This is a genomic window from Acerihabitans arboris, from assembly GCF_010131535.1.
In the GTDB taxonomy this organism is placed as follows: Bacteria; Pseudomonadota; Gammaproteobacteria; order Enterobacterales; family Enterobacteriaceae; genus Acerihabitans; species Acerihabitans arboris.
Genome location: NZ_WUBS01000019.1, coordinates 47,035 through 72,670 on the forward strand (window position 1 = coordinate 47,035; position 25,636 = coordinate 72,670).

At 60.7% G+C, this 25,636-nt stretch carries 19 protein-coding genes and 2 tRNA genes; 13 read left to right on the forward strand and 8 right to left on the reverse strand.

The features are described from left to right. Window positions 1-27: 27 nt before the first annotated feature. The 5 genes from GRH90_RS22530 to GRH90_RS22550 form a co-directional block, all read right to left on the reverse strand. Complete coding sequence (locus tag GRH90_RS22530) at window positions 28-1,068, reverse strand: NADP(H)-dependent aldo-keto reductase (protein ID WP_162368223.1); 1,041 nt, start codon at window positions 1,066-1,068, stop codon at window positions 28-30. Between the two features lie 134 nt (window positions 1,069-1,202). Next, the gene (locus GRH90_RS22535) at window positions 1,203-1,421 is read right to left on the reverse strand and encodes a YgdI/YgdR family lipoprotein (protein ID WP_162368224.1); all 219 of its coding nucleotides are present in this window, start codon (window positions 1,419-1,421) and stop codon (window positions 1,203-1,205) included. A gap of 12 nt (window positions 1,422-1,433) precedes the next feature. Next, entirely contained in the window at window positions 1,434-2,168 is a 735-nt protein-coding gene (locus tag GRH90_RS22540) for a TerC family protein (protein ID WP_162368225.1), read from the reverse strand. 83 nt (window positions 2,169-2,251) lie between these two features. Further along, window positions 2,252-2,944, reverse strand: coding sequence for a DNA mismatch repair endonuclease MutH (mutH, locus tag GRH90_RS22545; RefSeq protein WP_162368226.1), 693 nt, complete (start codon window positions 2,942-2,944; stop codon window positions 2,252-2,254). Window positions 2,945-3,163: 219 nt separating this feature from the next. Then, window positions 3,164-3,448, reverse strand: a complete 285-nt coding sequence (locus GRH90_RS22550) for a hypothetical protein (protein ID WP_162368227.1) — start codon at window positions 3,446-3,448, stop codon at window positions 3,164-3,166. A gap of 186 nt (window positions 3,449-3,634) precedes the next feature. Here GRH90_RS22550 and rppH point away from each other — a divergent pair, with 186 nt between their 5' ends. The 12 genes from rppH (at window position 3,635) to recD (ending at window position 22,388) form a co-directional block, all read left to right on the forward strand. Further along, entirely contained in the window at window positions 3,635-4,162 is a 528-nt protein-coding gene (rppH, locus tag GRH90_RS22555; protein ID WP_162368228.1) for an RNA pyrophosphohydrolase, read from the forward strand. 12 nt (window positions 4,163-4,174) lie between these two features. Beyond that, window positions 4,175-6,424, forward strand: a complete 2,250-nt coding sequence (gene ptsP / locus GRH90_RS22560; RefSeq protein ID WP_162368229.1) for a phosphoenolpyruvate--protein phosphotransferase — start codon at window positions 4,175-4,177, stop codon at window positions 6,422-6,424. A gap of 195 nt (window positions 6,425-6,619) precedes the next feature. Further along, window positions 6,620-7,492 carry a prolipoprotein diacylglyceryl transferase gene (gene lgt, locus GRH90_RS22565; RefSeq protein ID WP_162368230.1) on the forward strand — a complete coding sequence of 291 codons (873 nt, stop codon included), beginning with the start codon at window positions 6,620-6,622 and terminating at the stop codon, window positions 7,490-7,492. A gap of 6 nt (window positions 7,493-7,498) precedes the next feature. Then, entirely contained in the window at window positions 7,499-8,293 is a 795-nt protein-coding gene (gene thyA, locus GRH90_RS22570) for a thymidylate synthase (protein WP_162368231.1), read from the forward strand. 198 nt (window positions 8,294-8,491) lie between these two features. Continuing rightward, entirely contained in the window at window positions 8,492-8,983 is a 492-nt protein-coding gene (locus tag GRH90_RS22575; RefSeq protein ID WP_162368232.1) for a prepilin-type N-terminal cleavage/methylation domain-containing protein, read from the forward strand. Next, window positions 8,977-9,546, forward strand: coding sequence for a prepilin peptidase-dependent protein (locus tag GRH90_RS22580; RefSeq protein WP_162368233.1), 570 nt, complete (start codon window positions 8,977-8,979; stop codon window positions 9,544-9,546). The genes GRH90_RS22575 and GRH90_RS22580 overlap by 7 nt, the downstream gene beginning before the upstream one ends. Then, window positions 9,543-9,977, forward strand: a complete 435-nt coding sequence (locus GRH90_RS22585; protein WP_162368234.1) for a DUF2509 family protein — start codon at window positions 9,543-9,545, stop codon at window positions 9,975-9,977. Before GRH90_RS22580 ends, GRH90_RS22585 begins: the two co-directional genes overlap by 4 nt. 124 nt (window positions 9,978-10,101) lie before the next feature. Further along, entirely contained in the window at window positions 10,102-10,536 is a 435-nt protein-coding gene (locus tag GRH90_RS22590; protein WP_162368235.1) for a prepilin-type N-terminal cleavage/methylation domain-containing protein, read from the forward strand. Window positions 10,537-10,569: 33 nt separating this feature from the next. After that, a complete protein-coding gene (gene recC, locus GRH90_RS22595; RefSeq protein WP_162368236.1) occupies window positions 10,570-13,983 on the forward strand; it encodes an exodeoxyribonuclease V subunit gamma in 3,414 nt (1,137 codons plus the stop codon). 84 nt (window positions 13,984-14,067) lie between these two features. Then, complete coding sequence (gene ptrA / locus GRH90_RS22600) at window positions 14,068-16,956, forward strand: pitrilysin (protein WP_162368237.1); 2,889 nt, start codon at window positions 14,068-14,070, stop codon at window positions 16,954-16,956. Between the two features lie 15 nt (window positions 16,957-16,971). Continuing rightward, on the forward strand, window positions 16,972-20,538 hold the full coding sequence (gene recB / locus GRH90_RS22605) for an exodeoxyribonuclease V subunit beta (RefSeq protein ID WP_162368238.1): 3,567 nt from the start codon (window positions 16,972-16,974) through the stop codon (window positions 20,536-20,538). Next, window positions 20,538-22,388, forward strand: coding sequence for an exodeoxyribonuclease V subunit alpha (recD, locus tag GRH90_RS22610; protein WP_162368239.1), 1,851 nt, complete (start codon window positions 20,538-20,540; stop codon window positions 22,386-22,388). Before recB ends, recD begins: the two co-directional genes overlap by 1 nt. Window positions 22,389-22,414: 26 nt before the next feature. Here recD and argA read toward each other — a convergent pair whose 3' ends face one another. Beyond that, entirely contained in the window at window positions 22,415-23,749 is a 1,335-nt protein-coding gene (argA, locus tag GRH90_RS22615) for an amino-acid N-acetyltransferase (RefSeq protein ID WP_162368240.1), read from the reverse strand. Window positions 23,750-23,981: 232 nt separating this feature from the next. Here argA and amiC point away from each other — a divergent pair, with 232 nt between their 5' ends. Continuing rightward, window positions 23,982-25,241, forward strand: coding sequence for an N-acetylmuramoyl-L-alanine amidase AmiC (amiC, locus tag GRH90_RS22620; RefSeq protein ID WP_162368241.1), 1,260 nt, complete (start codon window positions 23,982-23,984; stop codon window positions 25,239-25,241). Window positions 25,242-25,324: 83 nt separating this feature from the next. Here the strand turns inward: amiC and GRH90_RS22625 are convergent. Then, window positions 25,325-25,401, reverse strand: a tRNA-Met gene (locus GRH90_RS22625). A gap of 92 nt (window positions 25,402-25,493) precedes the next feature. Next, a tRNA-Met gene (locus tag GRH90_RS22630) sits at window positions 25,494-25,570 on the reverse strand. Window positions 25,571-25,636: the final 66 nt, after the last annotated feature.

Here is a 25,636-nt window from a genome sequence, read left to right on the forward strand (position 1 = left end):
GATATGGGGTGCCGCCGTCCCGCATGGTCAGGGGGCCGGAATGGTAAAGCGCTGATGGATCTTTTCCAGTTCGCCGATAATTTCGGCGTCCAGGGTCACGTCCAGGCTGTCCAGGTTGGTCTGCAGCTGCGCCAGCGAGGTTGCCCCCAGCAGGGTTGACGCCACAAACGGCTGTTGGCGCACGAACGCCAGCGCCATCTGCGCGGGATCCAGGCTATAACGCTGCGCCAGCGCCACGTATTCGGCAATCGCCTGCTGGGTGTGGGGCGAGCTGTAGCGCGTAAAACGGCTGAACAAGGTGTTGCGCGCGCCCGCCGGTTTGGCGCCGTTGAGATATTTACCGGTCAGCGTGCCGAAGGCCAGGCTGGAATAGGCCAGCAGCTCCAGCCCTTCAAACTGGCTGATTTCCGCCATGCCCACTTCGAAACTGCGGTTCAGCAGGCTATAGGGATTTTGCACCGTGACGATGCGCGGCAGATCGTGCTTCTCGGCCAACTGCAGATAACGCATGGCGCCCCAGGGCGTTTCGTTGGAGATGCCGAGATAGCGGATTTTCCCCGCGCGCACCTGTTCGGCCAGGGCTTCCAGCGTTTCAAGTATGGTCACCGCCAGTTTTTCATCGGTGTACTGATAATTCAGCTTGCCGAAACAGTTGGTGGCGCGCTGCGGCCAGTGCACCTGGTAAAGATCGAGATAATCGGTGTTCAGCCGCTGCAGGCTGGCGTCCAGCGCCATGCGGATATTCTTGCGATCCAGTATTTGCTGCGGCCGGATGCCGGCATCGTTGCCGCGCGACGGCCCGGCCACCTTGCTCGCCAGGATGATTTTTTCCCGCTGGCCGCGCTGTTTCAGCCAATTGCCGATATAGGTTTCCGTCAGCCCCTGCGTTTCGGGACGCGGCGGTACCGGATACATCTCAGCCGTGTCGATAAGATTCACCCCGGCGGCAACGGCGTGATCCAGTTGCGCATGGGCATCGGCCTGCGTATTTTGCTCACCGAAGGTCATGGTGCCCAAACCCAGTACGCTGACTTCAAGTGAACTATGGGGAATACGGTGATAATGCATTGGGGCTTGTTCCTTAGTGTCTGAAAAGATCAGGCGTCAACGGGCGCCGCCCGATCAGACTATAACCAAGCCAGGCTGCGGGGAAAAGCGCAAAATGGGCGGGCAGGGGAGTTTAATCGACAATTGACGAGCGATCAGCGTTCGATCATCTGCGATACATCATTGCCGTTAATCTGCATTTCGTTGCCCTGTTCGTCGGTATAACGAATCAGGCCGGTGGTCTTATCCACTTCCGGTTTGCCCTGGGTCAAAATCATCCGGCCGTCCTTGGTCGCCATCACATAATTGCTGGCGCAGCCCGACAGCATGGCGGTGAGTAAAACCGCCGCTACGATTGCCAAATATTTTTTCATGTTATATCCATGTTAAGTATTGGGGCCATTGCGGCGGGCGCGGCTGACTTTCTTATTCCTGAGAAGGTTCAGCGCTTCGACACCCATTGAGAAAAACATCGCAAAATAAATGTAGCCCTTAGGCACATGAACATCAACGCTTTCAAGTATCAAAGTGAAGCCGATTAAAATCAGGAACGCCAGCGCCAGCATCTTGACCGAAGGATGGTGGGCGACAAACTCCCCTATCGGGCGTGCGGCGAACATCATGACGCCGACGGCAATCACCACCGCCGCCATCATGATAAACAGATGATTGGACAGGCCGACCGCGGTGATCACCGAATCCAGGCTGAAGATAATATCCAGCAACATGATTTGCATGATGGCGCCGAAAAACGAGCTGACGTTGGCGCTTTGTTCGGCTTCGCCGCCCTCCAGCGCCTGGTGGATTTCCCGACAGGATTTCCAGATCAGGAACAGGCCCCCCAGCAGTAAAATCAGGTCGCGAATCGACACCTGGGTATCAAGCACGGTAAACAGCGGATAGGTCAGGCGAATGACCCATGAAATGGACGCCAGCAGGCAAAGCCGCATGACCATGGCGCCGAACAGGCCGATACGGCGGGCTTTGTTGCGTTGTGCCGGGGGCAGCTTGGCGACGACCAGGGAGAGAAAAATGATATTATCAATGCCAAGGACGATTTCCAGAATAGTCAGTGTCCCCAGCGCCAGCCAGGCGTCGGGATCCACGATCCAATCAAACATTATGATCCATTACCTAAATGTAAACGAAACTTAAACGAATATTATAAACAGGTCCAAAGGGCGGCAGGCAAGGAAAAATGCACTCAGACCAGGAAATGCCGGGCCAACATCGGTCCGGTAAAGGTTTTTTTAAGGTAAAACCCGCGCGGCAAGGTCATGATCGGCTGGCCGAACTCACCGGTAGCCTTGGTCAACGCCCGGCTGTTGGCGGCCTTCGGCCTGAGCTGCAGCACCTCGCCGTGGCGGGCGGTAATATGCTCCACCCGGCCCAGCACGATTAAATCCATTAATTCTTCCCAATCGTTTTGCAACAGCAACTCTTCTTCAGGGCTGGGACTCCACAACAGCGGGGTGCCGATGCGGCGCCGGGTCAGGGGAATCTCCCGCGCGCCTTCAACCGGGATCCACAGCACCCTGGCCAGCTTGTACCTGACATGGCTGGTTTCCCAGGTGACGCCGCTGTTGCCGGTCAGCGGCGCCACGCAGACAAAGGTGGTTTCCAACGGCCGGCCGCGGCTGTCGACCGGAATGGTTTTCAGCTCCACCCCGATGGCGGCAAAATCCTGCTCCGGTTTGCTGCCCGCGCTGGCGCCCAGGTAACGCTCCAGCAGGACGCCAATCCAGCCCTTGTCGCGCTTCAGGTCGGCCGGCAGCACCAGCCCCGCGTGCGCCGCCAGCTCACCGAGATTATAGCCCGCCAGGGCGCTGGCGCGGGCCAATAGCTCGATTTCATCCCCTGGCGGGGGAATGGGGGTTGAGACGATGGGTAGGGTCATAAGCTGTTGTCCGCGCGCTGTTTAAAAAATAACCGACCGCCAAGGCCGCCAGGCCTTAGATGAAAAATTAATTATCGGCCAATAATAATAGCATGATTTAACACCCTTTTTTAGTTAGCGCATACTTTTTGCCGCCGGCACGCGACAGGTTGTGCACCTGAAGCGGACAACAATGAACAGGATCTTACACCATGTTATCCACAGAACTATGGGATAAACCTAATAAACTGGCACTACTGTCACTATCCACAGCCTTGACGCCCCCTTTTTTTGCTGGTTTGTACATTTTTTACGGTGTTTAATACCATTAATTGTGGATAAAACCATCATCGCCTGCTTTTTGACCTTATCGATCGTCATCGGTGGAACAGCGGATCCCGCCTGATCCTTTTGACTGGATAAACCGGCTATAGCAACTTGAAAACATTTATCTTTTTTCAGGCGGCAATTTGCGTGGCGCGCTCCAGGCCAAAAGTTTTCCCCCTTTAATCCAGTGTTCTGCACATATCTATCCACAGAAAAAGTGAATAAAACCCGCGGCGGTTATCATCGGCTGTTGATAACAATGCCGCATCCGGACGCCATTCGCCGTCCTGGAAGTCGGACATTCCTTAAAAGCAGTGGTTTACCGTATTGAGCGAGTGTGAAACAATCAGGCTATCTTGCATTTTATGTAATCGAGGTAGTCCGGTGATCGATGATGATGGCTACCGCCCGAATGTTGGTATTGTGATCTGTAATCGTGATGGGCAGGTTGTATGGGCCAGGAGATATGGGCAGCACTCATGGCAGTTTCCCCAGGGCGGCATCAACCCGGGCGAAACCGCCGAGCAGGCCATGTACCGTGAACTGTATGAAGAGGTCGGACTGAGCCGCAAGGATGTGCGTATACTGGCCTCCACCCGCAACTGGCTGCGTTACAAGCTGCCGAAGCGTCTGGTTCGCTGGGACACGAAACCGGTCTGTATCGGCCAGAAGCAAAAGTGGTTTCTGCTACAGCTCATGTGCCCGGATGCCGATATCAATATGCAGCGGGGGGGCACTCCTGAATTTGACGGCTGGCGCTGGGTCAGTTTCTGGTACCCGGTGCGCCAGGTGGTTTCCTTTAAACGGGACGTTTACCGCCGGGTAATGAAAGAATTTTCCACTATTGTCATGCCGTTGCAGGACATACCTGTGCAACGGACTCCCCCAGGCTACAGACGGAAGAGGGGCTAAGCCACGCAGAACATGCTCACGCGCTTGCGGGAAATCGTTGAAAAGGTCGCTGCTGCGCCGCGTTTGTCGGATACGCTGGAAATTCTGGTTAATGAAACCTGTCTGGCAATGGATACCGAAGTCTGTTCGGTTTATCTGGCTGATAACGATCGCCGCTGTTATTACCTGATGGCTACGCGTGGTTTGAAAAAACCGCGCGGGCGCACCATTACCCTGGCGTTCGACCAGGGGATCGTCGGGCTGGTGGGGCGCCTGGCCGAGCCCATCAACCTGGCGGATGCCCATAATCATCCCAGCTTTCAATATATCCCGGCGGTAAAAGAAGAGCGCTTCCGCTCCTTCCTCGGCGTGCCGATTATCCATCGCCGCCAGCTGTTGGGCGTGCTGGTGGTGCAGCAGCGCGAGCACCGTCAGTTCGACGAAAGCGAAGAGTCCTTTATGGTAACGCTGGCCACCCAAATGGCCGGCATCCTGTCCCAATCCCAGCTCAACGCGCTGTTCGGCCAGTACCGCCAGACGCGAATCCGCGCCCTGGCCGCCGCGCCCGGCGTGGCGATTGCGCAGGGATGGGTCGACAGCAGCCAGCCTTCGCTCGAGCAGGTGTTCCAGGCCTCGTCGCTGGACAGCGCGCGCGAGCGCGAGCGCCTGACCTTCGCGCTCGGCGAGGCGGCGGCGGAGTTCCGGCGTTTTAGCAAAAAATTCACCGCCAATGCGCAAAAAGACAGCGCGGCCATTTTTGACCTCTACTCCCATTTGCTTAACGATGCCCGGTTAAAGCGCGAGCTGTTCGCGCAAATCGATGCCGGCTCCATGGCGGAATGGGCGGTAAAACAGGTTATCGAGCTGTTCGCCGAGCAGTTTGCCCAGCTTAACGACAGCTATATGCGCGAGCGCGCCGGCGATCTGCGCGCCCTCGGCCAGCGCCTGTTATTCCATCTGGATGACAATGTCCAGGGCGAAACGCCCTGGCCGTCGCGTTTTATCCTGGTGGCCGATGAGCTGAGCGCCACGTTGCTGGCCGAAATGCCGCAGGACAAAATGGTGGGCGTGGTGGTCAGGGACGGCGCCGCCAATTCCCATGCCGCCATCCTGGTGCGGGCCATGGGCATCCCGACCGTCATGGGCGCCGATATCCAGCCGGCGCTGCTCAACCAGCGGCTATTGGTGGTGGACGGCTACCGGGGCGAGCTGCTGGTGGATCCCGAGCCGGTGCTGGTGCAGGAATACCAGCGCTTAATCAGCGAGGAAAAGCAGCTTAGCCGCCTGGCGGAAGACGACGTGGAACAGCCGGCGACCATGAAGGGCGGCGAGCGGATCCAGGTGATGCTTAACGCCGGCCTGAGCGCCGAGCATGAACAGCGGTTGGGCAATCGCGTGGACGGCGTCGGTCTCTATCGCACCGAAATCCCGTTTATGCTGCAAAGCGGGTTCCCGTCCGAGGATGAGCAGGTGGCGCAATACCAGGGCATGCTGCAGCTGTTCCCGGCAAAATCGGTGACGCTGCGCACGCTGGATGTCGGTTCGGATAAGCAGTTGCCCTACATGGCGCCGCTCAACGAAGAAAATCCCTGCCTGGGCTGGCGCGGTATCCGCATTACGCTCGACCAGCCGGAAATTTTCCTGATCCAGGTGCGCGCCATGCTGCGGGCCAACGCGGCCACCGGCAATCTCAGCATCCTGCTGCCGATGATCACCAGCGTCGATGAAATCGACGAGGCGCGGCGTCTTATCGACCGCGCCGGACGCGAGGTGGAAGAGATGCTGGGTTATGCGCTGCCGCCGCTGCGCATCGGCGTGATGATTGAAGTGCCCGCCATGGTATTCATGCTGCCGTTGCTGATCAACCGGGTCGATTTTGTTTCGGTGGGCAGCAACGACCTGACCCAGTATCTGCTGGCGGTGGATCGCAACAATACGCGGGTGGCGGCCATGTACGACAGCCTGCATCCGGCCATGCTGCAGGTGTTGGTGAAGATTGTCACCGAGTGCCGGCTGCTCGGGCTTGATTGCAGCCTGTGCGGTGAAATGGCCGGCGATCCCATGGGCGCGCTGCTGCTGACCGGCATGGGATATCGCACCCTCAGCATGAACGGACGCAGCGTCGCCCGCATCAAATACCTGCTGCGCAACGTGGAGCTGGGCGATGCCGCTACGCTGGTCGAGCGGGTGCTGACGGCGCAAAACGCCATCGACGTGCGCCATCAGGTGGCGGCGTTCCTGGAGCGTCGCGGCCTGGGCGGCCTGATTCGCGGCGGCCGGTAGGCCGGCGGCCCGGAGAATCCTAGATTGAAAGCACGTAAATTTTCCGCCGGCCCGCCGCGAAAAATATGGCGCTATGTTATGATATGCCCCATCGCGCGAACCAAGCAAATTGCGACCCAACGCTTCTTTCGTGGCCGAACCGCCTGCCGCCCCGTCACGACGACGTGGTGAAAATGACACAAATCTTGGTGATGAATGACAATGAATTATCTGGCCTTCCCTCAGTTTGATCCGGTGATCTTTTCAGTGGGGCCGGTGTCGCTCCATTGGTACGGCCTTATGTACCTGGTCGGTTTTGTATTTGCCATGTGGCTGGCGGTGCGCCGCGCCAACCGGCCCGGCAGCGGCTGGACCAAAGAGGAAGTGGAGAACCTGCTGTACGCGGGGTTCCTGGGCGTGTTCCTGGGCGGACGTATCGGTTATGTGCTGTTCTACAACCTGCCGCAGTTCCTTGACCATCCGCTCTATCTGTTCAAGGTCTGGGACGGCGGCATGTCGTTTCATGGCGGCCTGATCGGCGTCATCATCGTCATGTTCTGGTTTGCCCACCGCACCAGGCGCCACTTTTTCCAGGTGGCGGATTTTATCGCGCCGATGATCCCCTTCGGCCTGGGCGCCGGTCGCCTGGGCAACTTTATCAACGGCGAGCTGTGGGGACGGGTGACCACGGATACCCCCTGGGCCATGCTGTTTCCCGGCTCGCGCGGCGAGGACCTGGCCCTGTTGCCGTCGCACCCGCAATGGCAGGCGCTGTTCAATCAATACGGCGTATTGCCCCGCCATCCTTCGCAGGTCTATGAACTGCTGCTCGAAGGGGTGGTGCTGTTTATCATCCTGAACCTGTTTATCCGCAGGCCGCGCCCGTTGGGCAGCGTCTCCGGCCTGTTCCTGATGGGTTACGGCGCGTTTCGCATCATCGTGGAGTTTTTCCGCCAGCCCGATGCGCAGCTCGGATTATTCGACAACGCGATCAGCATGGGGCAAATCCTGTCGTTGCCGATGATTATCGCCGGCCTGATTATGTTTATCTGGGCTTATCGCCGCCGCCCACAGCAACAACTGTCCTGAGGTCTCATGAAACAGTATTTGGAACTGATGCGCCTGGTACGAAGCCAAGGCACGCCTAAAGCCGATCGCACCGGCACCGGCACGTTATCGATTTTCGGCCACCAGATGCGCTTCAACCTGCAGCAGGGCTTTCCGCTGGTGACCACCAAACGCTGTCACCTGCGTTCGATCATTTATGAACTGCTGTGGTTCCTCAACGGCGACACCCAGGTGGACTACCTGCATGAACACAACGTGTCCATTTGGGACGAATGGGCGGATGAGAACGGCAATCTCGGTCCGGTGTACGGCAAGCAATGGCGCGCCTGGGGCGCGGCGGACGGCCGTCATATCGATCAGCTGAGCCGGGTTATCGAGCAGTTGCGCCAGGACCCCGACTCCCGGCGCATTATCGTTTCCGCCTGGAACGTGGGCGAGCTGGACCAGATGGCGCTGGCGCCCTGCCATGCGCTGTTCCAGTTCTATGTCGCCGACGGCACCTTATCCTGCCAGTTGTACCAGCGTTCGTGCGATATCTTCCTCGGCCTGCCGTTCAATATCGCCAGCTATGCATTGCTGATGCATATGGTGGCGCAGCAGTGCGACCTGAAGGTGGGCGATTTTGTCTGGACCGGGGGTGACACCCATCTGTACAGCAATCATCTGGAACAGGCCGACCTGCAGCTGGCCCGCGAGCCGCGCGAACTTCCGCGCCTGGTGATCAAGCGCAAGCCCGCCTCGCTGTTCGACTACCGGTTTGAAGATTTCGATATCCAGGGCTACGACCCGTACCCGCCAATCAAGGCGCCGGTGGCAATCTGATGTTTGGCCGACGCCGGGTTTAGGCTCGGTGTTAGCGGGCCTTCCATGCCATTGGGCGTGGGGAAGGCCTTATTTTTGCTATGTTCCCCACACCTTTTTGTCTGTTTGCACCCCTCCTCAAAATCCCTTTCGCGGCCTGCCGCACTTTGCGCCTTACCCGCTGGCGGGGCGGGATGGATAGCCGCTATCCTGTGGTCCATGAAAATCCCAAACGTCCCGCAGCAGGGATATACCCTGCTTGAAATGCTGCTGGTTCTGGCGCTGGCGGCGGTCCTGACGCTTTCCGGCGGCATCGCCTGGCGGCATTACCAGCATCATGCCCGGCTGGATCAGGCCGCCCGCCAGGTCGCGGATTTCCTGCAGCGTTCGCAGTGTCATGCCGCCTGGGGCAATCATCACTACCGGATAACGGTACAATCGGGCCTGGACTGGTCGTTGGCCATCGCCACGGAGTTGCGTTTTTCGCCCCGTCCGGCCGTTTCCTGGCGCCTGCATGCCGCCGCTGACGATATCCGGCTGGATATTTCCGCGCCCGGTTACCTTATCCTGGCCGGCCTGCGCAATACCGCCACGCCGGCGCACCTGACGCTCAGCAACCCGGCGGGGCGGATCAAGATAATCCTCTCGGGCAAAGGCCGGATACGCATGTGCGGCGAACGTGGCCGCTGGGCGGGCATCGCGCCATGTTGAACCGGGCACAGCGCGGGTCGAGCCTGGTGGAAACCTTATGCGCCCTGGCGGTGATGTCCCTGCTGCTGCTGGCCGGCCTGCGGTTTTTACCGCTATTGCATCGCCAAAGCCACGGCGGCATGCAACAGACCAGGCTGGCGAGGCAGCTGGATCACAGCCTGCTTGTCATTGAAAAAGACCTGCGCCGCGCCGGCCATTGCAAGACGCCCTGCGCGCGGCCGGCCGTCATTCTCGGGCAGCGGCGCGGCGAGCGTGAAAACTCCTGCCTTATTGTCAGTTATGCTTTTTATCCCACCGATGCCAGGGCGCCGGGCGGCCGTTTAGCCAACGAGACTTTTGGTTACCGCCTGCGCCGGGGCGCGTTGGAAACCCAGCGGGGCGCGCTGCATTGCAACGAGCCGGGTTGGGCGAACATGCACGATCCCCGTCAGCTGACAATAAAACAGGTCAGGTTCGAACCGGTGGCGCTAAATGCCTGGCGGGTTACCCTGCTCGGATGTTTAAGCGATCGTCCGGACATCGGGTATCGGGCCAGCCGGATCCTGGTTGGGCGTAATGGATGAATAACCAGGCGCAGCGGGGCAGTGGATCCCTGGCGGTGCTGCTGGCGGTGCTATTTATCGGGTTGGCGGCCCTGGCGGGGTGGCAGCGGTTTATGGATGCCTCCCTGGCAATGATCGGTGATGAACAGCGTTATCTGAGCGCTTTCCATCAGGCTGAATCCGCTCTGTCATGGGGCGCGAGCCAGCGCTGGCAGGGGGAGCCGGGGCAGTGCCTGAAGCCTCCGGGAGAGGACTTGCAGGCTTGCCTGCTGGCCGGCGGCGCGGCCGGCGGGTGGATCCTGCGCGGCCAGGGTAGCGGCGACGGCCTGGCCGAGCCGCTGTATCTGTATCAGCGGGTAACGGCGCGCCGGGCGGATTTCGGGCGGGGCGACCGCGCGCCGTGGTGCCTGACGCCGCAGCCCGGCGGCTGGCTGGACTACCCTCCGGGATAAAGGCCGGCCGGGAGAGGGCCGCGTTATCATCCGGGGTTGGCATGAGGGCTTAAACCAGGATCGCCGGGGATACATAACGTTATGTTATGAATTGATGTCATGACAGGGTGTTATAAGGGGTGTGATGAGGACTCAACGCCAGCGCGGGCACGGCATGCCGGCAGCGCTGATGGCGGTACTGCTGTTTTCAGTGGTGGCGCTGTGCATGCTCCAGTACCTGCAACGGCTGGCGTACCGCCAGGAGGATATGCGCCAGTACCGGCTGGCGCTGGCGTTCAGCCACCAGGCATTGGAGATCTATCGCCTGCCGGGGTTGCGCGATCGGTTGGCGGATACCCTTGTCCTGCCCGCCGGCTGGCGGCTTGATCTCAGCGCGCAGCCGCAGGGCGGTGGCTGCGCGCGGGTCAGCGCCGGGGTAAGCACCGCGCGCGGGCAACGGGTTACGCTGGGTGAATGGTTTTGCGCGCCCGGTGAAGCGCAGCGGGGCAAGGACGACGCGGTTGATAACGGCCGATCAACGCTTGTTTTCAGCGTAGATCCCGCTAGAGTGTCGACATGAATAACGCCCGGAAGGGCAGGCAACGGGGGCGGCATGTTTACGGTTTACCATTCAAACCAGCTGGATTTGCTTAAAGCGCTGGCCGCCGCGCTGATCGAGGGTCGGCCGCTGCGCGATCCGTTCCAGCCGGAGGTGATCCTGGTGCAAAGCACCGGCATGGCCCAGTGGATGCAAATGGAGCTGGCGGCGCGTTTCGGCATTGCCGCCAATATCGAGTTTCCTTTGCCGGCCAGCTTTATCTGGCAAATGTTTACCCGCGTGCTGCCGGATATTCCCGAGGAGAGCGCTTTTTCCAAGGACGCCATGACCTGGAAACTGATGGCGTTGCTGCCCGGGCTCTGCGAACAACCGGGATTTGAGGTGATTTGCCAGTATTTGCAGGACGACGGCGATCGGCGCAAATGCTTTCAGTTTGCCGCGCGCATCGCGGATCTCTTCGATCAGTACCTGGTTTTCCGTCCGGACTGGCTGGAAAGCTGGCAGCGCGGCGAACGGGTGGCGGATCTGGGCGACGCCCAGGCCTGGCAGGCGCCGCTGTGGCGGGCGCTGGTGGCGTTTACCGGGCGGGCCGGGCAGTCGCCCTGGCACCGCGCCAATCTTTATACGCGGTTTATCCAGACGCTCGAGCAGGCGACCGACTGCCCGCCGGGCCTGCCGGAGCGCGTCTTTATCTGCGGTATCTCCGCCTTGCCGCCCACCTATCTGCAGGCTTTGCAGGCGCTGGGACGGCACATCGACATCCATCTGCTGTTCACCAACCCCTGCCGTTATTATTGGGGCGATATCCGCGACTACGCCTTCCTGGCCAAACTGCAAAACCGCAAGCGCGCCCATTACCAGGAGCCGCGCGAACAGGACCTTTTCCGTCGGCCGGCGCAGGCCGCGGCGCTGTTCAACGACGCGGGCGAGCAGCAGGTCGGCAATCCCCTGCTGGCTTCCTGGGGCAAGCTAGGGCGCGATAACCTGTATCTATTGGCCCAGCTTGAGGGCGCGCAGGAAGTGGATGCGTTTGTCGATCCGCCCGACAACGGCCTGCTATCGACCCTGCAGCGCGACATCCTGGAGCTGGAGGATCACGCGGTGGTCGGCATGACCCGCGAGACCCTGGAGCACAGCCGGGCAAAACGCCTGCTGCAACCGGCGGACCGGTCGCTGAGCCTGCACGTCTGCCACAGCCCGCAGCGCGAAGTCGAGGTGCTGCACGATCGGCTGCTGGCGATGATCGGCGACGATCCCGATCTGTCGCCCCGGGATATCATTGTCATGGTGGCGGATATCGATCGCTATACGCCCGCTATCCAGGCGGTATTCGGCAATGTCGGCGCGGGGCGCTACCTGCCGTTTGCCATTTCCGATCGGCGCGCGCGCCATATCCATCCGGCGCTGCCGGCGTTCCTCACCCTGCTGGAGTTACCGCAAAGCCGCTTTGCCGCCGAGCAGGTGCTGGCGCTGCTGGAGGTCCCGGCGGTGGCGGCGCGTTTTTCAATTGATGAGGACGGGCAGAAACTGCTGCGGCAATGGGTGGCCGAGTCGGGCATCCGCTGGGGACTGGACGACGATAACATCCGCGAGCTGATGCTGCCCGCCACCGGCCAGCATACCTGGCAATTCGGGCTTACCCGCATGCTGCTGGGGTACGCCATGGACAGCCATGCCGGGGACTGGGGCGGCATCCTGCCTTATGACGAATCCAGCGGCCTGATTGCGGAGCTGGTGGGCAACCTGGCGGAATTATTGGCGCAGCTTCGCCGCTGGCGGGATATCCTGCGCGAACCGCGCACCTTGTCAGGATGGCTGCCCTGCTGCCGGGAACTGGCGGCGGACTTTTTCCTGCCGGACAGCGATACCGAAGCCGCGCTGGCGCTGCTGGAAACCCAGTGGCGGCAGATCCTGCAATTCGGCCTGCAGGCGTCCTATGACGAGCCGTTGCCGGTGACGTTGCTGCGTGACGAATTGTCCGCCCGGCTGGATCAGCAGCGCATCAGCCAGCGTTTCCTGGCCGGCACCATCAATTTCTGCACGCTGATGCCCATGCGATCGATTCCCTTCAAGGTGGTGTGCCTGCTGGGCATGAACGACGGCGTTTATCCGCGTTCGCTGCCGCCGATGGGGTTCGATTTAATGGCCGGGCAGGCGAGGCGGGGCGATCGCAGCCGCCGCGACGATGACCGCTACCTGTTCCTGGAAGCCTTGCTATCGGCCCAGCAGCGCTTTTATATTAGTTTTATCGGCAGGTCGATCCAGGATAACAGCCGGCGGTATCCGTCGGTCCTGGTCAGCGAATTGATCGAATATGTCGCGCAAAGCTTTTATCTGCCCGGTGATGAAACGGCGGATGTGGATACCAGCGCCGCGCGGATCAGCGCGCATTTGTGCCAATGGCACAGCCGCATGCCGTTCGCGGCCGAGAATTTTATCAATGATACCGAACAGCAAAGCTTCGCCGCCGAGTGGCTGCCCGCCGCCAGCGCGGGCGGCAAGCCCCATCCCGAATTCACCCGCCCGCTGGACCCGCAGCCGGTGGGCATGCTGGCATTTGATGCCTTGAAACGTTTTTACGGCCACCCGGTGCGCGCCTATTTCCAGCAGCGACTGGGGGTATATTTCCGGCTGGAGGAAACCGAACTGGTCGCGGACGAGCCGTTTGTGGTCGAAGGGCTGGACCGCTATCAGCTTAACGACCAACTGCTGAATACGCTTATCGCCGAAGAGGATCCCGACCGGCTCTACCGCACATTCCGGGCGGCCGGTTACCTGCCCTATGGCGCCTTCGGCGAACTGTATTGGGCCAAACAGCGCGATGAAATGGCCCTGCTGGCTGAAACGGTGCGCGAACAGCGCCGGGACGGGGCGCAGAGTATCGAGATAAGCCTGATGCTGGGCGATACCGAACTGAGCGGCTGGCTGCCCCAGGTGCAAAGCGACGGCCTGCTGCGCTGGCGTCCGGGCGTCTTATCGATGAAGGATGGCATGGCGCTGTGGCTGGAGCACCTGGCATGGTGCGCCGTGGGCGGCAGCGGCGAAAGCCGGATGTTCGGCACCAAGGGCCAGTGGCGTTTTGCTCCGCTGGCGCCGGAGCAGGCTAAAGCGTTTTTGCTTGCGCTGGTATCGGGCTATTGCCAGGGCATGGCCACGCCGCTGTTATTATTGAACCGCGCCGGAGGCGCGTGGCTGAATCAAAGCTATGACCGCGACACCGGCGCCATCGACTGGAGCGAGTCCTGCCAGCTGCAGGCGCGCGATAAGCTGATGCAAGCCTGGCAGGGAGACGGTTACACGCCGGGTGAGGGGCAGGACCCCTACCTGCAACGGCTGATGCGGCAGCTGGACCAGCAGCGCGTCGGGGAAATTATCCTGGCGGCGCAAACCTATCTGCTGCCTCCGTTCAGCCGCAACCTGGCGGAAGCGGAAAAAGCACGACGGGGAAAAAAAAGCACGTTAAGCTAACAAAACCGGCAATAGCCGGTCTACATATCGTGGTTTAAAGCGAAGAGGCCATGGCCGGCCCTTCAGGGGTTGTTGGAGAGTGGAATGCGTAGATTGGTCGTTGGGTTGTTCAGCTTTGTTTTACTGTGTTTTTTCAGCGTTGAGCCGGTCGGGGCAGTTACCGCCGGTTGGCAACCGATAAAAGAGACCATCCGCAAAAGCAGCAAGGACGTGCGCCAGTACCAGGCCATCCGGCTGGCCAACGGCATGACGGTACTGCTGGTCAGCGATAAGCAGGCGATCAAGTCATTGTCCGCCATCGCGGTGCCGGTGGGATCGCTGGAAAATCCCGATAACCAACTGGGCCTGGCTCATTATCTCGAACATATGATCCTGATGGGATCGAAAAAATACCCACAGCCGGAAAATCTGTCGGAATTCCTGAAAAAACACGGCGGCGATCATAATGCCAGCACCGCCTCCTACCGCACCGCGTTTTACCTCGAGGTCGAGAACAACGCCCTGGAACCGGCCATCGATCGCCTGGCGGACGCCATCGCCGAACCCCTGCTGGATCCCGGCAATGCCGACAAGGAGCGCCATGCGGTCAATGCCGAATTAACCATGGCCCGCGCCAACGACGGCTTACGCATGGCGCAAATCCGCGCCGAAACCATGAATCCCGCGCATCCTGGCTCCCGGTTCTCCGGCGGCAACCTCGACACCCTGCGCGACAAGCCGGGCAGCAACCTGCATCAGGCGCTGAAGGCGTTTTATCATCGCTACTATTCGGCCAACCTGATGGTGGCGGTGATCTACGGCAACCGGCCGTTGCCCGAGCTGGCGAAAATCGCGGTCGATAGCTACGGGCGCGTGGCCAACCGTCATGCCGCCGTCCCCGAGATAACCGTACCGGCGGTCACCAAAGAACAGACCGGCGTCCTGATCCATTACCAGCCGGTGCAGCCGCAGAAAATGCTGCGCATTGAATTTCCCATCGCCAATAACAGCCAGGCTTTTCGCAGCAAAAGCGATACCTATATCAGTTACCTGATCGGCAACCGCAGCCCGAATACCCTGGCGGACTGGTTACAGAAACAGGGGCTGGCGGATGCGATAGACGCCGGCGCCGATCCCATGGTCGATCGCAACGGCGGGGTGTTCGCTATCGCCACATCCCTGAGCGATAAGGGACTCCGGCAACGGGACGAAGTGGTCGCGGCCATCTTCAGTTACCTGAAAACCCTGCGCGAACAGGGGATCCAGCGGCAATATTTTGATGAAATCGCCCATGTGCTGGATCAGGATTTCCGTTATCCGGTCATTACCCGCAATATGGATTATATCGAATGGCTGGTGGACGCCATGCTGAGGGTACCGGTGCAGCATGTGCTCGACGCCTCCTACCTGGCGGATCGCTACGATCCAAAAGCCATCGCCGCACGTCTTGACAGCATGACGCCGGACAATGCCCGCATCTGGTTTATCAGCCCGGACGAGCCGCATAATAAAAGCGCTTATTTTGTCAACGCGCCTTACCAGGTCGGGAAGATCCCGGTGGAGCAACTGACGTTATGGCGGCAGACCCGCCAGCACATCCGGCTGTCGCTGCCGGCGCTCAACCCTTATATTGCCAGTGATTTTTCATTGATAAAACCCACGACGGCTCCCGCTTATCCACAAATGCTTATCGACGAGCCGGGCCTGCGGCTGCGCTATATGCCCAGCCGGTATTTTGCCGACGAGCCGCGGGCGGATATCACCCTGAACTTCCGTAATCCCGCCATCATGGCCTCCGCCCGTAGCCAGGTGCTCTATTCCCTGAACGATTACATCGCCAGCCAGGATCTGGCCGAGCTTAGCAATCAGGCTTATGTGGGCGGCATCAGCTTCTCCACCTATGAAAATGACGGACTGACCCTCAAAGCCTCGGGGTATACCCAGCGTCTGCCGCAGCTGGTGCTCAGCCTGGTGGAGCGTTACGCTACGTTTACGCCTACGGTGGACCAGCTGGTACAGGCCAAGAGCTGGTATCGCGAACAGCTGGACGGCACGGAAAAAGAAAAACCCTACGCGCAGGCGATGATCCCGGCCAAGGTGCTGTCGGCGCTGCCGTATGTGGAACGGGATGAGCGGCGCGCGCTGATCGACGGCATGACGGTGCAGGATCTGATCGATTATCGCGAGACCCTGTTCAAACCCACCGCGCTGGATATGCTGGTGGTGGGCAATATGACCGGGCAACAGGTCATCGACCTGTCGGCTCGGTTGAAAAAGCAGATAGGCTGGACGGGCACGCAGTGGCGGCGCGCCGACAAAGTGCGGATCGCCGGGCCACGGCTGGCGGTGATACAAAAACGGGGCGGCAGTTCGGACGCCGCGCTGTCCGCGGTATATATCCCCACCGGTTACGATCGGGCGCAGGGCATGGCCAACGGCTATATGCTGTCGCAGATCGTGGAATCGTGGTTTTACCAGCAGCTCAGGACCCAGGAACAGCTGGGATATGCCATCTTTATGGTGCCGGTATTTGTCGGCGACCAGGGCGGGATCGGGTTTGTGCTGCAAAGCGGCACCCGCCAGCCCGCCTATCTTTACCAACGCTACCAGGGGTTTTTCCCGCAGGCGGAGCAGCGGCTGCGCGCGCTGGCGCCTGCGGATTTCGAGCAGTATAAACAAGGCATCATCAGCCAATTGCTCCAGCAGCCGCAAACCCTGGCCGAAGAGGTGGGGCAATATACCGATGATATAGAGCGCGATAACCCGTCCTTCGATACCCGTGCTAAAGTGGTGGCGGCGCTGCGGCAGCTGACGTTAACCCAACTGGCTGATTTTTTCCATCAGGCGGTGATTGAGCCCAACGGACTGGCGTTGTTGTCCCAGATCGGCGGTGACGGTGATGCCGGGACGGAGTATGCCGCGCCTGCGGGATGGCAGCTTTATCCCAATGCCTCGGCGCTGCAAAAGACGTTATCCGTGCTTCCTCATCAGTAAAGGAAAACAGCATTCTTGACCGCGCAGACACTTAACCCGCTGACGCTGCCGCTCCAGGGCGCAAGCCTTATCGAAGCGTCGGCGGGTACCGGCAAAACCTACACGCTGGCGGCGCTTTATCTCCGGCTGCTGCTGGGTCTGGGCCAACAGGCGGCTTACCCCCGTCCGCTCAGCGTGGAAGAGATCCTGGTCGTGACCTTTACCGAGGCGGCCACCGACGAGCTGCGCGGACGTATCCGGGAAAATATCCATCGCCTGCGGCTGGCCTGCGTGCGCGGTCCTTCCATGTCCGGTCAAGGCAAGGATGGGTTGTTCGGGGAGCTGCTCTCGCAGATCGCCGATGCCGACCATGCCGCCCGGCTGCTGCTGGCGGCCGAACGGCAAATGGATGAAGCGGCGATTTATACCATTCATGGTTTTTGCCAGCGGATGCTCGGCCAGAACACCGTAGAATCCGGCATGCTGTTCCAGCAGACCCTGGTGGAGGACGAGTCGGCGCTAAGGCGCCAGGTCTGTGCTGATTTCTGGCGGCGCCACTGCTATCCCTTGCCTTACGCCATTGCCCGGGTCATCAACCAGGAGTGGGACGGGCCGGAAAAATTGCTGGCGGAATTATTGCCCTATATGCAGGGCGAGGCCCCGGTGGTACGCAATCCGCCGGATAAAACCGAGTCTATCCCGCAGCGCCACGAACGCATCATCGCCCGCACCGATGCCCTTAAACGGCAGTGGCGGCAGGTTGCCGGGCTGTTGCCGGACCTGGTGGGCGGCTCGGGGGTGGATAAGCGCTCATACAGCAGCAAAAACCTGCCCCTGTGGCTGGATAAAATAGCGGCCTGGGCCGCCGCGCCGACCGATGATTACGCGGTGCCGAAAGAGCTTGAACGCTTTCGCCAATCGGCGCTGCGCGCCAAAACCACCAAGGGCGCGCCTCCCGAGCATGCCCTGTTCGATGAGATAGACCGGTTTTTCGAGCAGGCATTGACGTTGCGCGAGTTGATTTTTGTGCTGGCGCTCGATGAAATGCGCCTTGCGCTGCAACAGGAAAAACGCCGGCGCGGCGAAATGGGTTTTGATGATTTGCTCAGCCGTTTTGACGAGGCCTTACGGGGGGAGGGCGGCGACGCGCTGGCCCTATCGGTGCGCAGGCGCTATCCGGTGGCGATGATTGATGAATTCCAGGATACCGACCCCCAGCAATACCGCATTTTTCGCCGTATCTACGGCGGGCAACCCACCTGCGGGCTGGTGCTGATTGGCGATCCCAAACAGGCGATTTATGCCTTTCGCGGCGCGGATATCTTCACCTATATGCGCGCCAGAAGTGAAGTTAGCGCCCACTATACGCTCGACACCAACTGGCGTTCTTCCCCCGCCATGATCGGGGCGGTAAACCAGCTGTTCCAATCGCTTCCCCAGCCGTTTATTTTTCAACAGATTCCCTTTTTGCCGGTAGGCGCGGCCGCGGGCAACGGCGGGCTGTCGCTGATGGTTGATCGGCAGGTCCAGCCGGCGCTGCGGTTCTGGCTACAATCGGGCGACGGGGCTGGCGTAAGTGAGTACCAACATTTAATGGCCCGCCAGTGCGCCGCGGCCATCAGCGACCTGCTGGCCGCGGGGCGGGACGGGCGCGCCTGGTTTAACGGCCGCACGGGCCGCGAGGTGTTGCAGGCCTCGGATATGACGGTGCTGGTGCGCAACCGTAATGAAGCGTCGCTGGTGCGCGACGCGTTAAGCGCGCTGTCGATTCCGGCGGTGTATCTGTCCAACCGGGACAGCGTGTACGAAACCCCTGAGGCGCGCGAGCTGTTGTGGTTGTTGCAGGCGATCCTGATCCCGGGACAGGATAGCGCCCTGCGCTGCGCCCTGGCCACCAGCCTGATGGGGTTGGATGCGCGGGATATCGAGGCGTTTAACCATGATGGGCAGGCCTGGGATACGCTGGTGGACGAGTTTGCCGGCTATCGCCTGCTGTGGCGGCAGCGCGGCGTGCTGCCGATGCTGCGCCAGGTCATGGTCCGGCACCAGATGGCGGAGAACCTGCTGGCCAGCGCCAACGGCGAGCGCCGGCTGACCGATCTGCTGCATCTGGCCGAACTGCTGCAGGAAGCCTCGGCGCAGCTGGAAAATGAGCATGCCCTGGTGCGCTGGCTGGCACTGCAGATCGAATTGCCGAATACGCAGGCCGATAACCAGCAGCTGAGGTTGGAAAGCGACCGTCACCTGGTGCAAATTACCACGGTGCATAAGTCCAAAGGATTGGAATTTCCCGTCGTGTTCCTGCCGTTTGTCGCCGATTTTCGCCAGCAAAAGCGTCCGTTGTACCATGACCGGGATGATTTCCAGGCCTGGCTGGATCTGTCGGCGTCCGACGAGAGCCTCGAACTGGCGGAAGAGGAGCGCCTGGCGGAAGATCTGCGCCTGCTGTACGTGGCGCTGACCCGTTCCATTTATCAGTGCTGCATCGGCATTGCGCCGCTGTTTCGCGGCGGCCGCGCCAAAAGCGGCGATACCGATGTGCATCAAAGCGCGTTGGGCTACCTGATCCAGCGGGGCCGGCCAGGCGACGCAGCGCAGCTGCGCTCCCGCCTTGAGCAGTTGTCCGGCGCGGATATTGCGCTGGACCCGATTGGCCAGCCGCAGGGAAGGCCCTGGCAGCCGGCCGCCGAGGGGCAACATGCCCTCGCCGCCCGGCGCCGCCCGCAGCGGACGCAGGACCACTGGCGCCTTACCAGCTACTCGGGCCTGCAGCAGCATGGCGGCGGCCAGGGGCTGACGGAGCTGCTGCCACGGCTTGATGTGGACGCCGTCGGTGAACGCCGGCAGATTGCCGAACCCGAACTGTCGCCCCATGCCTTTGCGCGCGGGGCGTCGCCCGGCACCTTTTTGCATTCCCTGTTCGAGTCGCTGGATTTTACCCAGCCGCTGGATAGGCAATGGTTAAGCGGCCAACTGGCGCAAAACGGGATTGATGACATCTGGCAACCGGTTATCGGGCAGTGGCTGGAGCGGGTACTCAACGCCCCGCTCGACGCGTCGGGCGTCCGGCTCTCGGATCTGGAACCGGGCCGTAAGCAGGCCGAACTGCAGTTTTACCTGCCGATTGACGCCACGGTCACCGCCGGGGCGCTGGACGCGTTGTGCAAACAATTCGATCCGCTGTCGGCGCGCTGTCCGCCGCTTGATTTCCCCCAGGTGCGGGGGATGCTGAAAGGGTTCATCGATCTGGTATTTTGCTGGCAGGACCGTTATTACCTGCTGGATTATAAATCCAACTGGCTGGGCGAGGATAACGCCGCCTATACGCCCGAGGCGATGGCGCGGGCCATGGCGGAACACCGCTACGACCTGCAATACCAGCTGTATACGCTGGCCCTGCACCGTTATCTGCGCCATCGCCTGGCGGATTATGATTACCAGCGTCATTTCGGCGGGGTCTTTTACCTGTTCCTGCGCGGCGTCGCGGCCGATAACCCCGGCAACGGCATCTTTTCCTGCCGTCCCGATTCGGGCCTGATCGACGGGCTGGATGCGTTATTCAGCCGGGGCGCAATGGCCAACACCGAGGATAAGGCGGTTTAATGGACGTTCTGATTGAGCAGGCGCAACAGCTGAGGCTCTGGCGTCCGCTGGATATCCAGTTTGCCCGTATGCTGGCCGGCCCGCACGAGCCGGCCCTGATGCTGGCCTGCGCCTGCCTGAGCGCCGATGCCGGCGCCGGGCATGTCTGCCTGCCGCTGGCGCTATTGAGCCCCGCCGGGCTGTTCAACGGCCGCCATCCGCAGTTGGCGGAGCAGGCCTGGCGGCTGGCCGGCAAACCCACGCTTGATGACTGGCCGCGTTTGCTACGGGCTTCGCCGGCGGTCAGCGACGGCTCGAGTCCCTCGCCGCTGGTCCTGGAAAACGGCCGCCTGTATTTGCAGCGCATGTGGCAAAACGAACGGCGGGTGGCCGATTTTTTTAACGACGTCCGGCCACAGCCGGTGGGGGATGAAGCGCTTATCAGCCAGGTGCTGGAGCGTTTTTTCCCCACCGCCGGCAATGAGGTGGATTGGCAAAAGGTCGCGGCGGCGGTGGCCATCACCCATCAGGTGGCGCTGATTTCCGGCGGCCCGGGCACCGGCAAGACCTCGACGGTGGCGAAGCTGCTGGCCGCCATGGTGGTGCTGGGCGGGGATGCCCGCCTGCGTATCCAGATGGCGGCGCCGACCGGTAAAGCGGCGGCGCGCCTGAGCGAATCCCTCGGCGCGGCGCTGGCGGCGCTCGGGCTTGACGAGCGGCAGCGGCGGCTGTTTCCGGCGGAGGCCGTGACGCTGCACCGTCTGCTGGGCGCGCAGCCCAACAGCCAACGCATGCGTTATCATCAGGGCAATCAGCTGCATGTGGATATTCTGATTATCGATGAAGCCTCGATGGTCGATTTGCCGATGATGGCCAGCCTGATCGCCGCGCTGCCGCCGCGGGCGAAGGTGATTTTTTTAGGCGATCGCTGCCAGCTGGCGTCGGTGGAGGCGGGGGCGGTGCTGGGGGATATCTGTTTTTACGCGGAAAACGGCTACAGCCCGGAACGCAATGCCCAGCTGCGGCGCTTGACCGGCTGCGACCTGCCGGCGGGCACCCCCGTGCCCGGGCACGCGGCGGGGGACAGCCTGTGCCTGCTGCGTAAAAGCTACCGTTTTGACGACAGTTCGGGCATCGGCCGGCTGGCCGATGCCGTCAACCGCGGCGACAGTCCGGGCACGCTGGCGTTGCTGAAGGCGGCGAAAGAGGCTGACGTGGACTACGCGCCGGTGCGCGACGGTGATGACTATCTGCGGCTGCTGGCCGGCTGCGTGGCGGGCTACCGGCAGTATCTCCTGCTGGTGCGGGCCGGCGCCGGGCCAGTCGCGATTTTAACGGCCTTTAACCAGTACCGCCTGCTGTGCGCGCTGCGCGAGGGGCCTTTTGGCGTCGCCGGCCTGAACGCGCGTATTGAACATGCGCTGGCCCAGGCGGGGCTGGTTAAGCGCCCGGCCGATGCCTCCGCGCGGGGATATGCGGGGCGACCCCTGATGATCACCCGTAATGCGCCGGCGCTAGGGCTGTATAACGGCGATATAGGCATTATGCTGCTTAATGGGCAGTCCGAGCTGCGGGTCTGCTTTCCGTTGCCTGACGGCACCATTAAGGCCGTTCCCTTAAGCCGCCTGCCCGACCATGAAACGGCGTTCGCCATGACGGTGCATAAATCCCAGGGGTCGGAGTTTACCCATACGGCGCTGGTGCTGCCCAACCAGTTCCTGCCGGTATTAACCCGCGAACTGGTCTATACGGCGATCACCCGCGCCCGCCAGCGGCTGTCGGTGTATGCCAACGATGACGTGCTCAGCCAGGCCATCGCCACGCCGACCGAGCGGCGCAGCGGCCTAAAGGATCTGCTGCTGAAGGGATAAGCCGCCCGCCCGACGGCGCGGGACGGTCATTGCCCGGTAAGATCCGCCACCAATATTTTGGAACGGCGGTGGTAGTTATACAACGCCTGCTTTTGCTGCGGCAGCACTTCCACTTCCGCCGGGGTAAATCCGCGCTCCTGGAACCAGTGGATGCTGCGCGTGGTCAGGACAAACAGCTTCTTCAACCCCATCTGGCGCGCCTGCTGGGTAATGCGCTGTAACAGCATTTCCCCACGCGAGGAACTGCGGTAATCGGGATGCACCGCCACGCAGGCCATCTCGCCCAACTGCTCCTCGGGGAACGGATACAGCGCGGCGCAGGCAATGGTCAGGTTATCCCGTTCGATAATGGTGAATTTGTCGATCTCCATCTCCAACTGCTCACGCGAGCGGCGCACCAGAATGCCCTGCTGCTCCAGCGGGCGTATCAGCTCCAGGATGCCGCCGATATCGTTGATGGTCGCGCGCCTGACCTGCTCTGCGCTTTCCATGACGATCTGGGTGCCGATGCCTTCGCGGGAGAACAATTCCTGCACCAGCGCGCCGTCATCCTGATAGCTTATCAGGTGGCACCGGCGCACGCCGCTGCGGCAGGCTTTCACTGCGCCGCGTAAAAACCGTACCGTGCCGGAATGGTAGTCGCCTTTTTTTTCCAACGCGTCGATGCGCAGCTGGGCTTCGTTAGGAAACAGTTCGGAAATAATCTCACCCTTATCGTCAAACACTCCCTGCGACGAACAAAAACCGATGATTTTTTCCGCCTTCAGTTTTATCGCCAGCTGGGTGGCCACTTCTTCCGAGGTCAGGTTAAAACTCTCGCCGGTAACCGATACCGCCACCGGTCCGAGCAAGACAATAGCGCCGCTGTCCAGCTGGCGATGGATGGCCTCGTCGTCGATACGGCGAATGCGTCCGCTGTGGCAATAGTCCACGCCGTCATCGACCCCGAGCGGCTGGGCGATAATAAAATTGCCGCTGACCACATTAATATGCGCGCCCTGCAGCGGGGTATTGTTCAGGCTCATGGACAGCCGCGCGGTAATATCCAGCTGCAGCAGGCCGGCGGCCTGCTTGACCAGTTCCAGCGTCGGCGCGTCGGTAACGCGGGTATTCTTATGATAAATCGGCTCCAGATGATGCACCGACAGGTTGGCATCGATCTGCGGCCGCGCGCCGTAGACCAGCACCAGGCGGATGCCCAGGCTGTGAAGGAGGCCGATATCATTAACGATGTTGGCGAAGTTTTCATGTTCGATGGCCTCGCCGCCCAACATGACGACAAACGTCTTGCCTCGATGCGCATTGATATAGGGAACTGAGTGACGAAAGCCTTGGACCAGTTCAGTACTACGTTCCTTCACGGCAAATCCTCTGTGAATGATTATTCTGATTTTGTGTATTTTTATTCTATTAATGTAGCGATGGCAAGCAGCAATTTCCGTCATTTTTCATTGTAAAGAATCGAAAATAAACCCCGAAGCACTAAGCATAGAGCCTTTTTGGGATGACAGACACCGGCGGATTCGCTAAAGTTTTCGCCATTAACAAAAAATGACTGTTTTTTCATTATATTAGCTTTTACGCAGAGGGGACATGTCGGATTCACATTATCATACGGGTCGCCGCCGGCTGCTGCAGGGAGCCGCGGCCGCCTGGCTGTTGAGTCTCAGCCGGATCGGAACGGCGGCGCCGCCGCTGGTGCTGGCCGTGCGCATCTGGCCCGCCGCCAGTTATACCCGTATGACCCTCGAATCCCATGCGCCGCTGCAATATCGCCATTTTACCCTGGGTAACCCGGACCGGCTGGTGGTGGATATCCAGGGCACACGGCTCAATTCGGTGCTTAACGGCGTCGGCCAGCTGGTAAAGGCGCAGGATCCCTATATCGGCCGGGTACGGGCCGGCCAGTTTGATAACCATACCGCCAGGCTGGTTATCGACCTTAAGCAGCCGGTGGCGGCGCGCTTCCTGGAACTGCCGCCGGTGGCCGGATTTAAAAACCGCCTGGTCATGGATCTTTACCCGCTGGCCGGCAGCCGTTCCGCACTGCAGGACGATCCCCTGCTGGCGCTGCTGGAGGATTATAACCAGGGCGATCTGGCGCGCAGCCTGCCGCCCGAATCACAAGCGCCGCGGGCCGGTAAAGCCGGCCGCGACCGGCCGATTATCATTATGCTCGATCCCGGCCACGGCGGGGAGGACCCGGGCGCCATCGGCAAATTTCGTACCCGCGAAAAGGATGTGGTGCTGAAGATTGCCCGCCATCTGCGCGGGCTTATTGACCGCGAGCCGAATATGAAGGTCTATATGACGCGCAACGAAGATGTCTTTATACCGCTGAAGGTGCGGGTGGCCAAGGCCCGTAAACAGCGTGCCGACCTGTTTATCTCCATCCATGCCGACGCGTTTACCAACCGCGCGGCCCGGGGCGCGTCGGTCTTTGCCTTGTCCACCAAAGGGGCGACCAGCGCGGCCGCCCGTTTCCTGGCGCAAACCCAGAACGCCGCCGATGATATCGGCGGGGTAAGCAAGAGCGGCGACCGCTACCTGGATCATACGTTGTTCGATTTGGTGCAGACCGCCACCGTCAACGATAGCCTGAAGTTTGGCGGGGCGGTGTTGAATCATCTGGGCAAGGTGGCGCATTTGCATAAACGCAGCGTGGATCAGGCCGGTTTTGCCGTGCTCAAGGCGCCCGACATCCCCTCGATCCTGGTGGAGACGGCGTTTATCAGTAATGTGGAAGAGGAGCGGCGTTTGCGCACCCCGCATTTCCAGCAGCAGGTGGCCCAATCCATCCTGGCGGGTATCAAGGCCTACTTTGCATCGGGTGGGGTCATATCGAGCCGGTGAGTGAAATCGTTTTGCGGGAGACGGATAACAAAAAACCCACCGTAGAGTGGGTTAAGCGCTTTAGCCTGTCGGCTTTCAAGAAGTGGTTGCGGGGGCCGGATTTGAACCGACGACCTTCGGGTTATGAGCCCGACGAGCTACCAGGCTGCTCCACCCCGCGTCCGATATACTACATCTGTGAGCAGTCAGATGCTTGCTTCATTTACTGTTTTTTTTAATTCTTTTCTTTTTACATCGTTTTTACTGCTTAATTGGTTGCGGGGGCCGGATTTGAACCGACGACCTTCGGGTTATGAGCCCGACGAGCTACCAGGCTGCTCCACCCCGCGTCCGTGGAAGCGCACTATACTCCGGACAGCATCTGATGCAACCCCTTTTTGTGATTAATCGCCTAC

Bases quoted from the DNA above. Each gene is read 5' to 3' on its own strand.
- amiC (WP_162368241.1), top strand. From the start codon at position 23,982: ATGTCGGATTCACATTATCATACGGGTCGCCGCCGGCTGCTGCAGGGA.
- thyA (WP_162368231.1), top strand. From the start codon at position 7,499: ATGAAACAGTATTTGGAACTGATGCGCCTGGTACGAAGCCAAGGCACG.
- lgt (WP_162368230.1), top strand. From the start codon at position 6,620: ATGACAATGAATTATCTGGCCTTCCCTCAGTTTGATCCGGTGATCTTT.
- GRH90_RS22590 (WP_162368235.1), top strand. From the start codon at position 10,102: ATGAGGACTCAACGCCAGCGCGGGCACGGCATGCCGGCAGCGCTGATG.
- GRH90_RS22575 (WP_162368232.1), top strand. From the start codon at position 8,492: ATGAAAATCCCAAACGTCCCGCAGCAGGGATATACCCTGCTTGAAATG.
- mutH (WP_162368226.1), bottom strand. From the start codon at position 2,944: ATGACCCTACCCATCGTCTCAACCCCCATTCCCCCGCCAGGGGATGAA.
- GRH90_RS22530 (WP_162368223.1), bottom strand. From the start codon at position 1,068: ATGCATTATCACCGTATTCCCCATAGTTCACTTGAAGTCAGCGTACTG.
- recC (WP_162368236.1), top strand. From the start codon at position 10,570: ATGTTTACGGTTTACCATTCAAACCAGCTGGATTTGCTTAAAGCGCTG.
- ptrA (WP_162368237.1), top strand. From the start codon at position 14,068: ATGCGTAGATTGGTCGTTGGGTTGTTCAGCTTTGTTTTACTGTGTTTT.
- GRH90_RS22585 (WP_162368234.1), top strand. From the start codon at position 9,543: ATGAATAACCAGGCGCAGCGGGGCAGTGGATCCCTGGCGGTGCTGCTG.
- GRH90_RS22580 (WP_162368233.1), top strand. From the start codon at position 8,977: ATGTTGAACCGGGCACAGCGCGGGTCGAGCCTGGTGGAAACCTTATGC.
- GRH90_RS22535 (WP_162368224.1), bottom strand. From the start codon at position 1,421: ATGAAAAAATATTTGGCAATCGTAGCGGCGGTTTTACTCACCGCCATG.
- recD (WP_162368239.1), top strand. From the start codon at position 20,538: ATGGACGTTCTGATTGAGCAGGCGCAACAGCTGAGGCTCTGGCGTCCG.
- ptsP (WP_162368229.1), top strand. From the start codon at position 4,175: ATGCTCACGCGCTTGCGGGAAATCGTTGAAAAGGTCGCTGCTGCGCCG.
- GRH90_RS22540 (WP_162368225.1), bottom strand. From the start codon at position 2,168: ATGTTTGATTGGATCGTGGATCCCGACGCCTGGCTGGCGCTGGGGACA.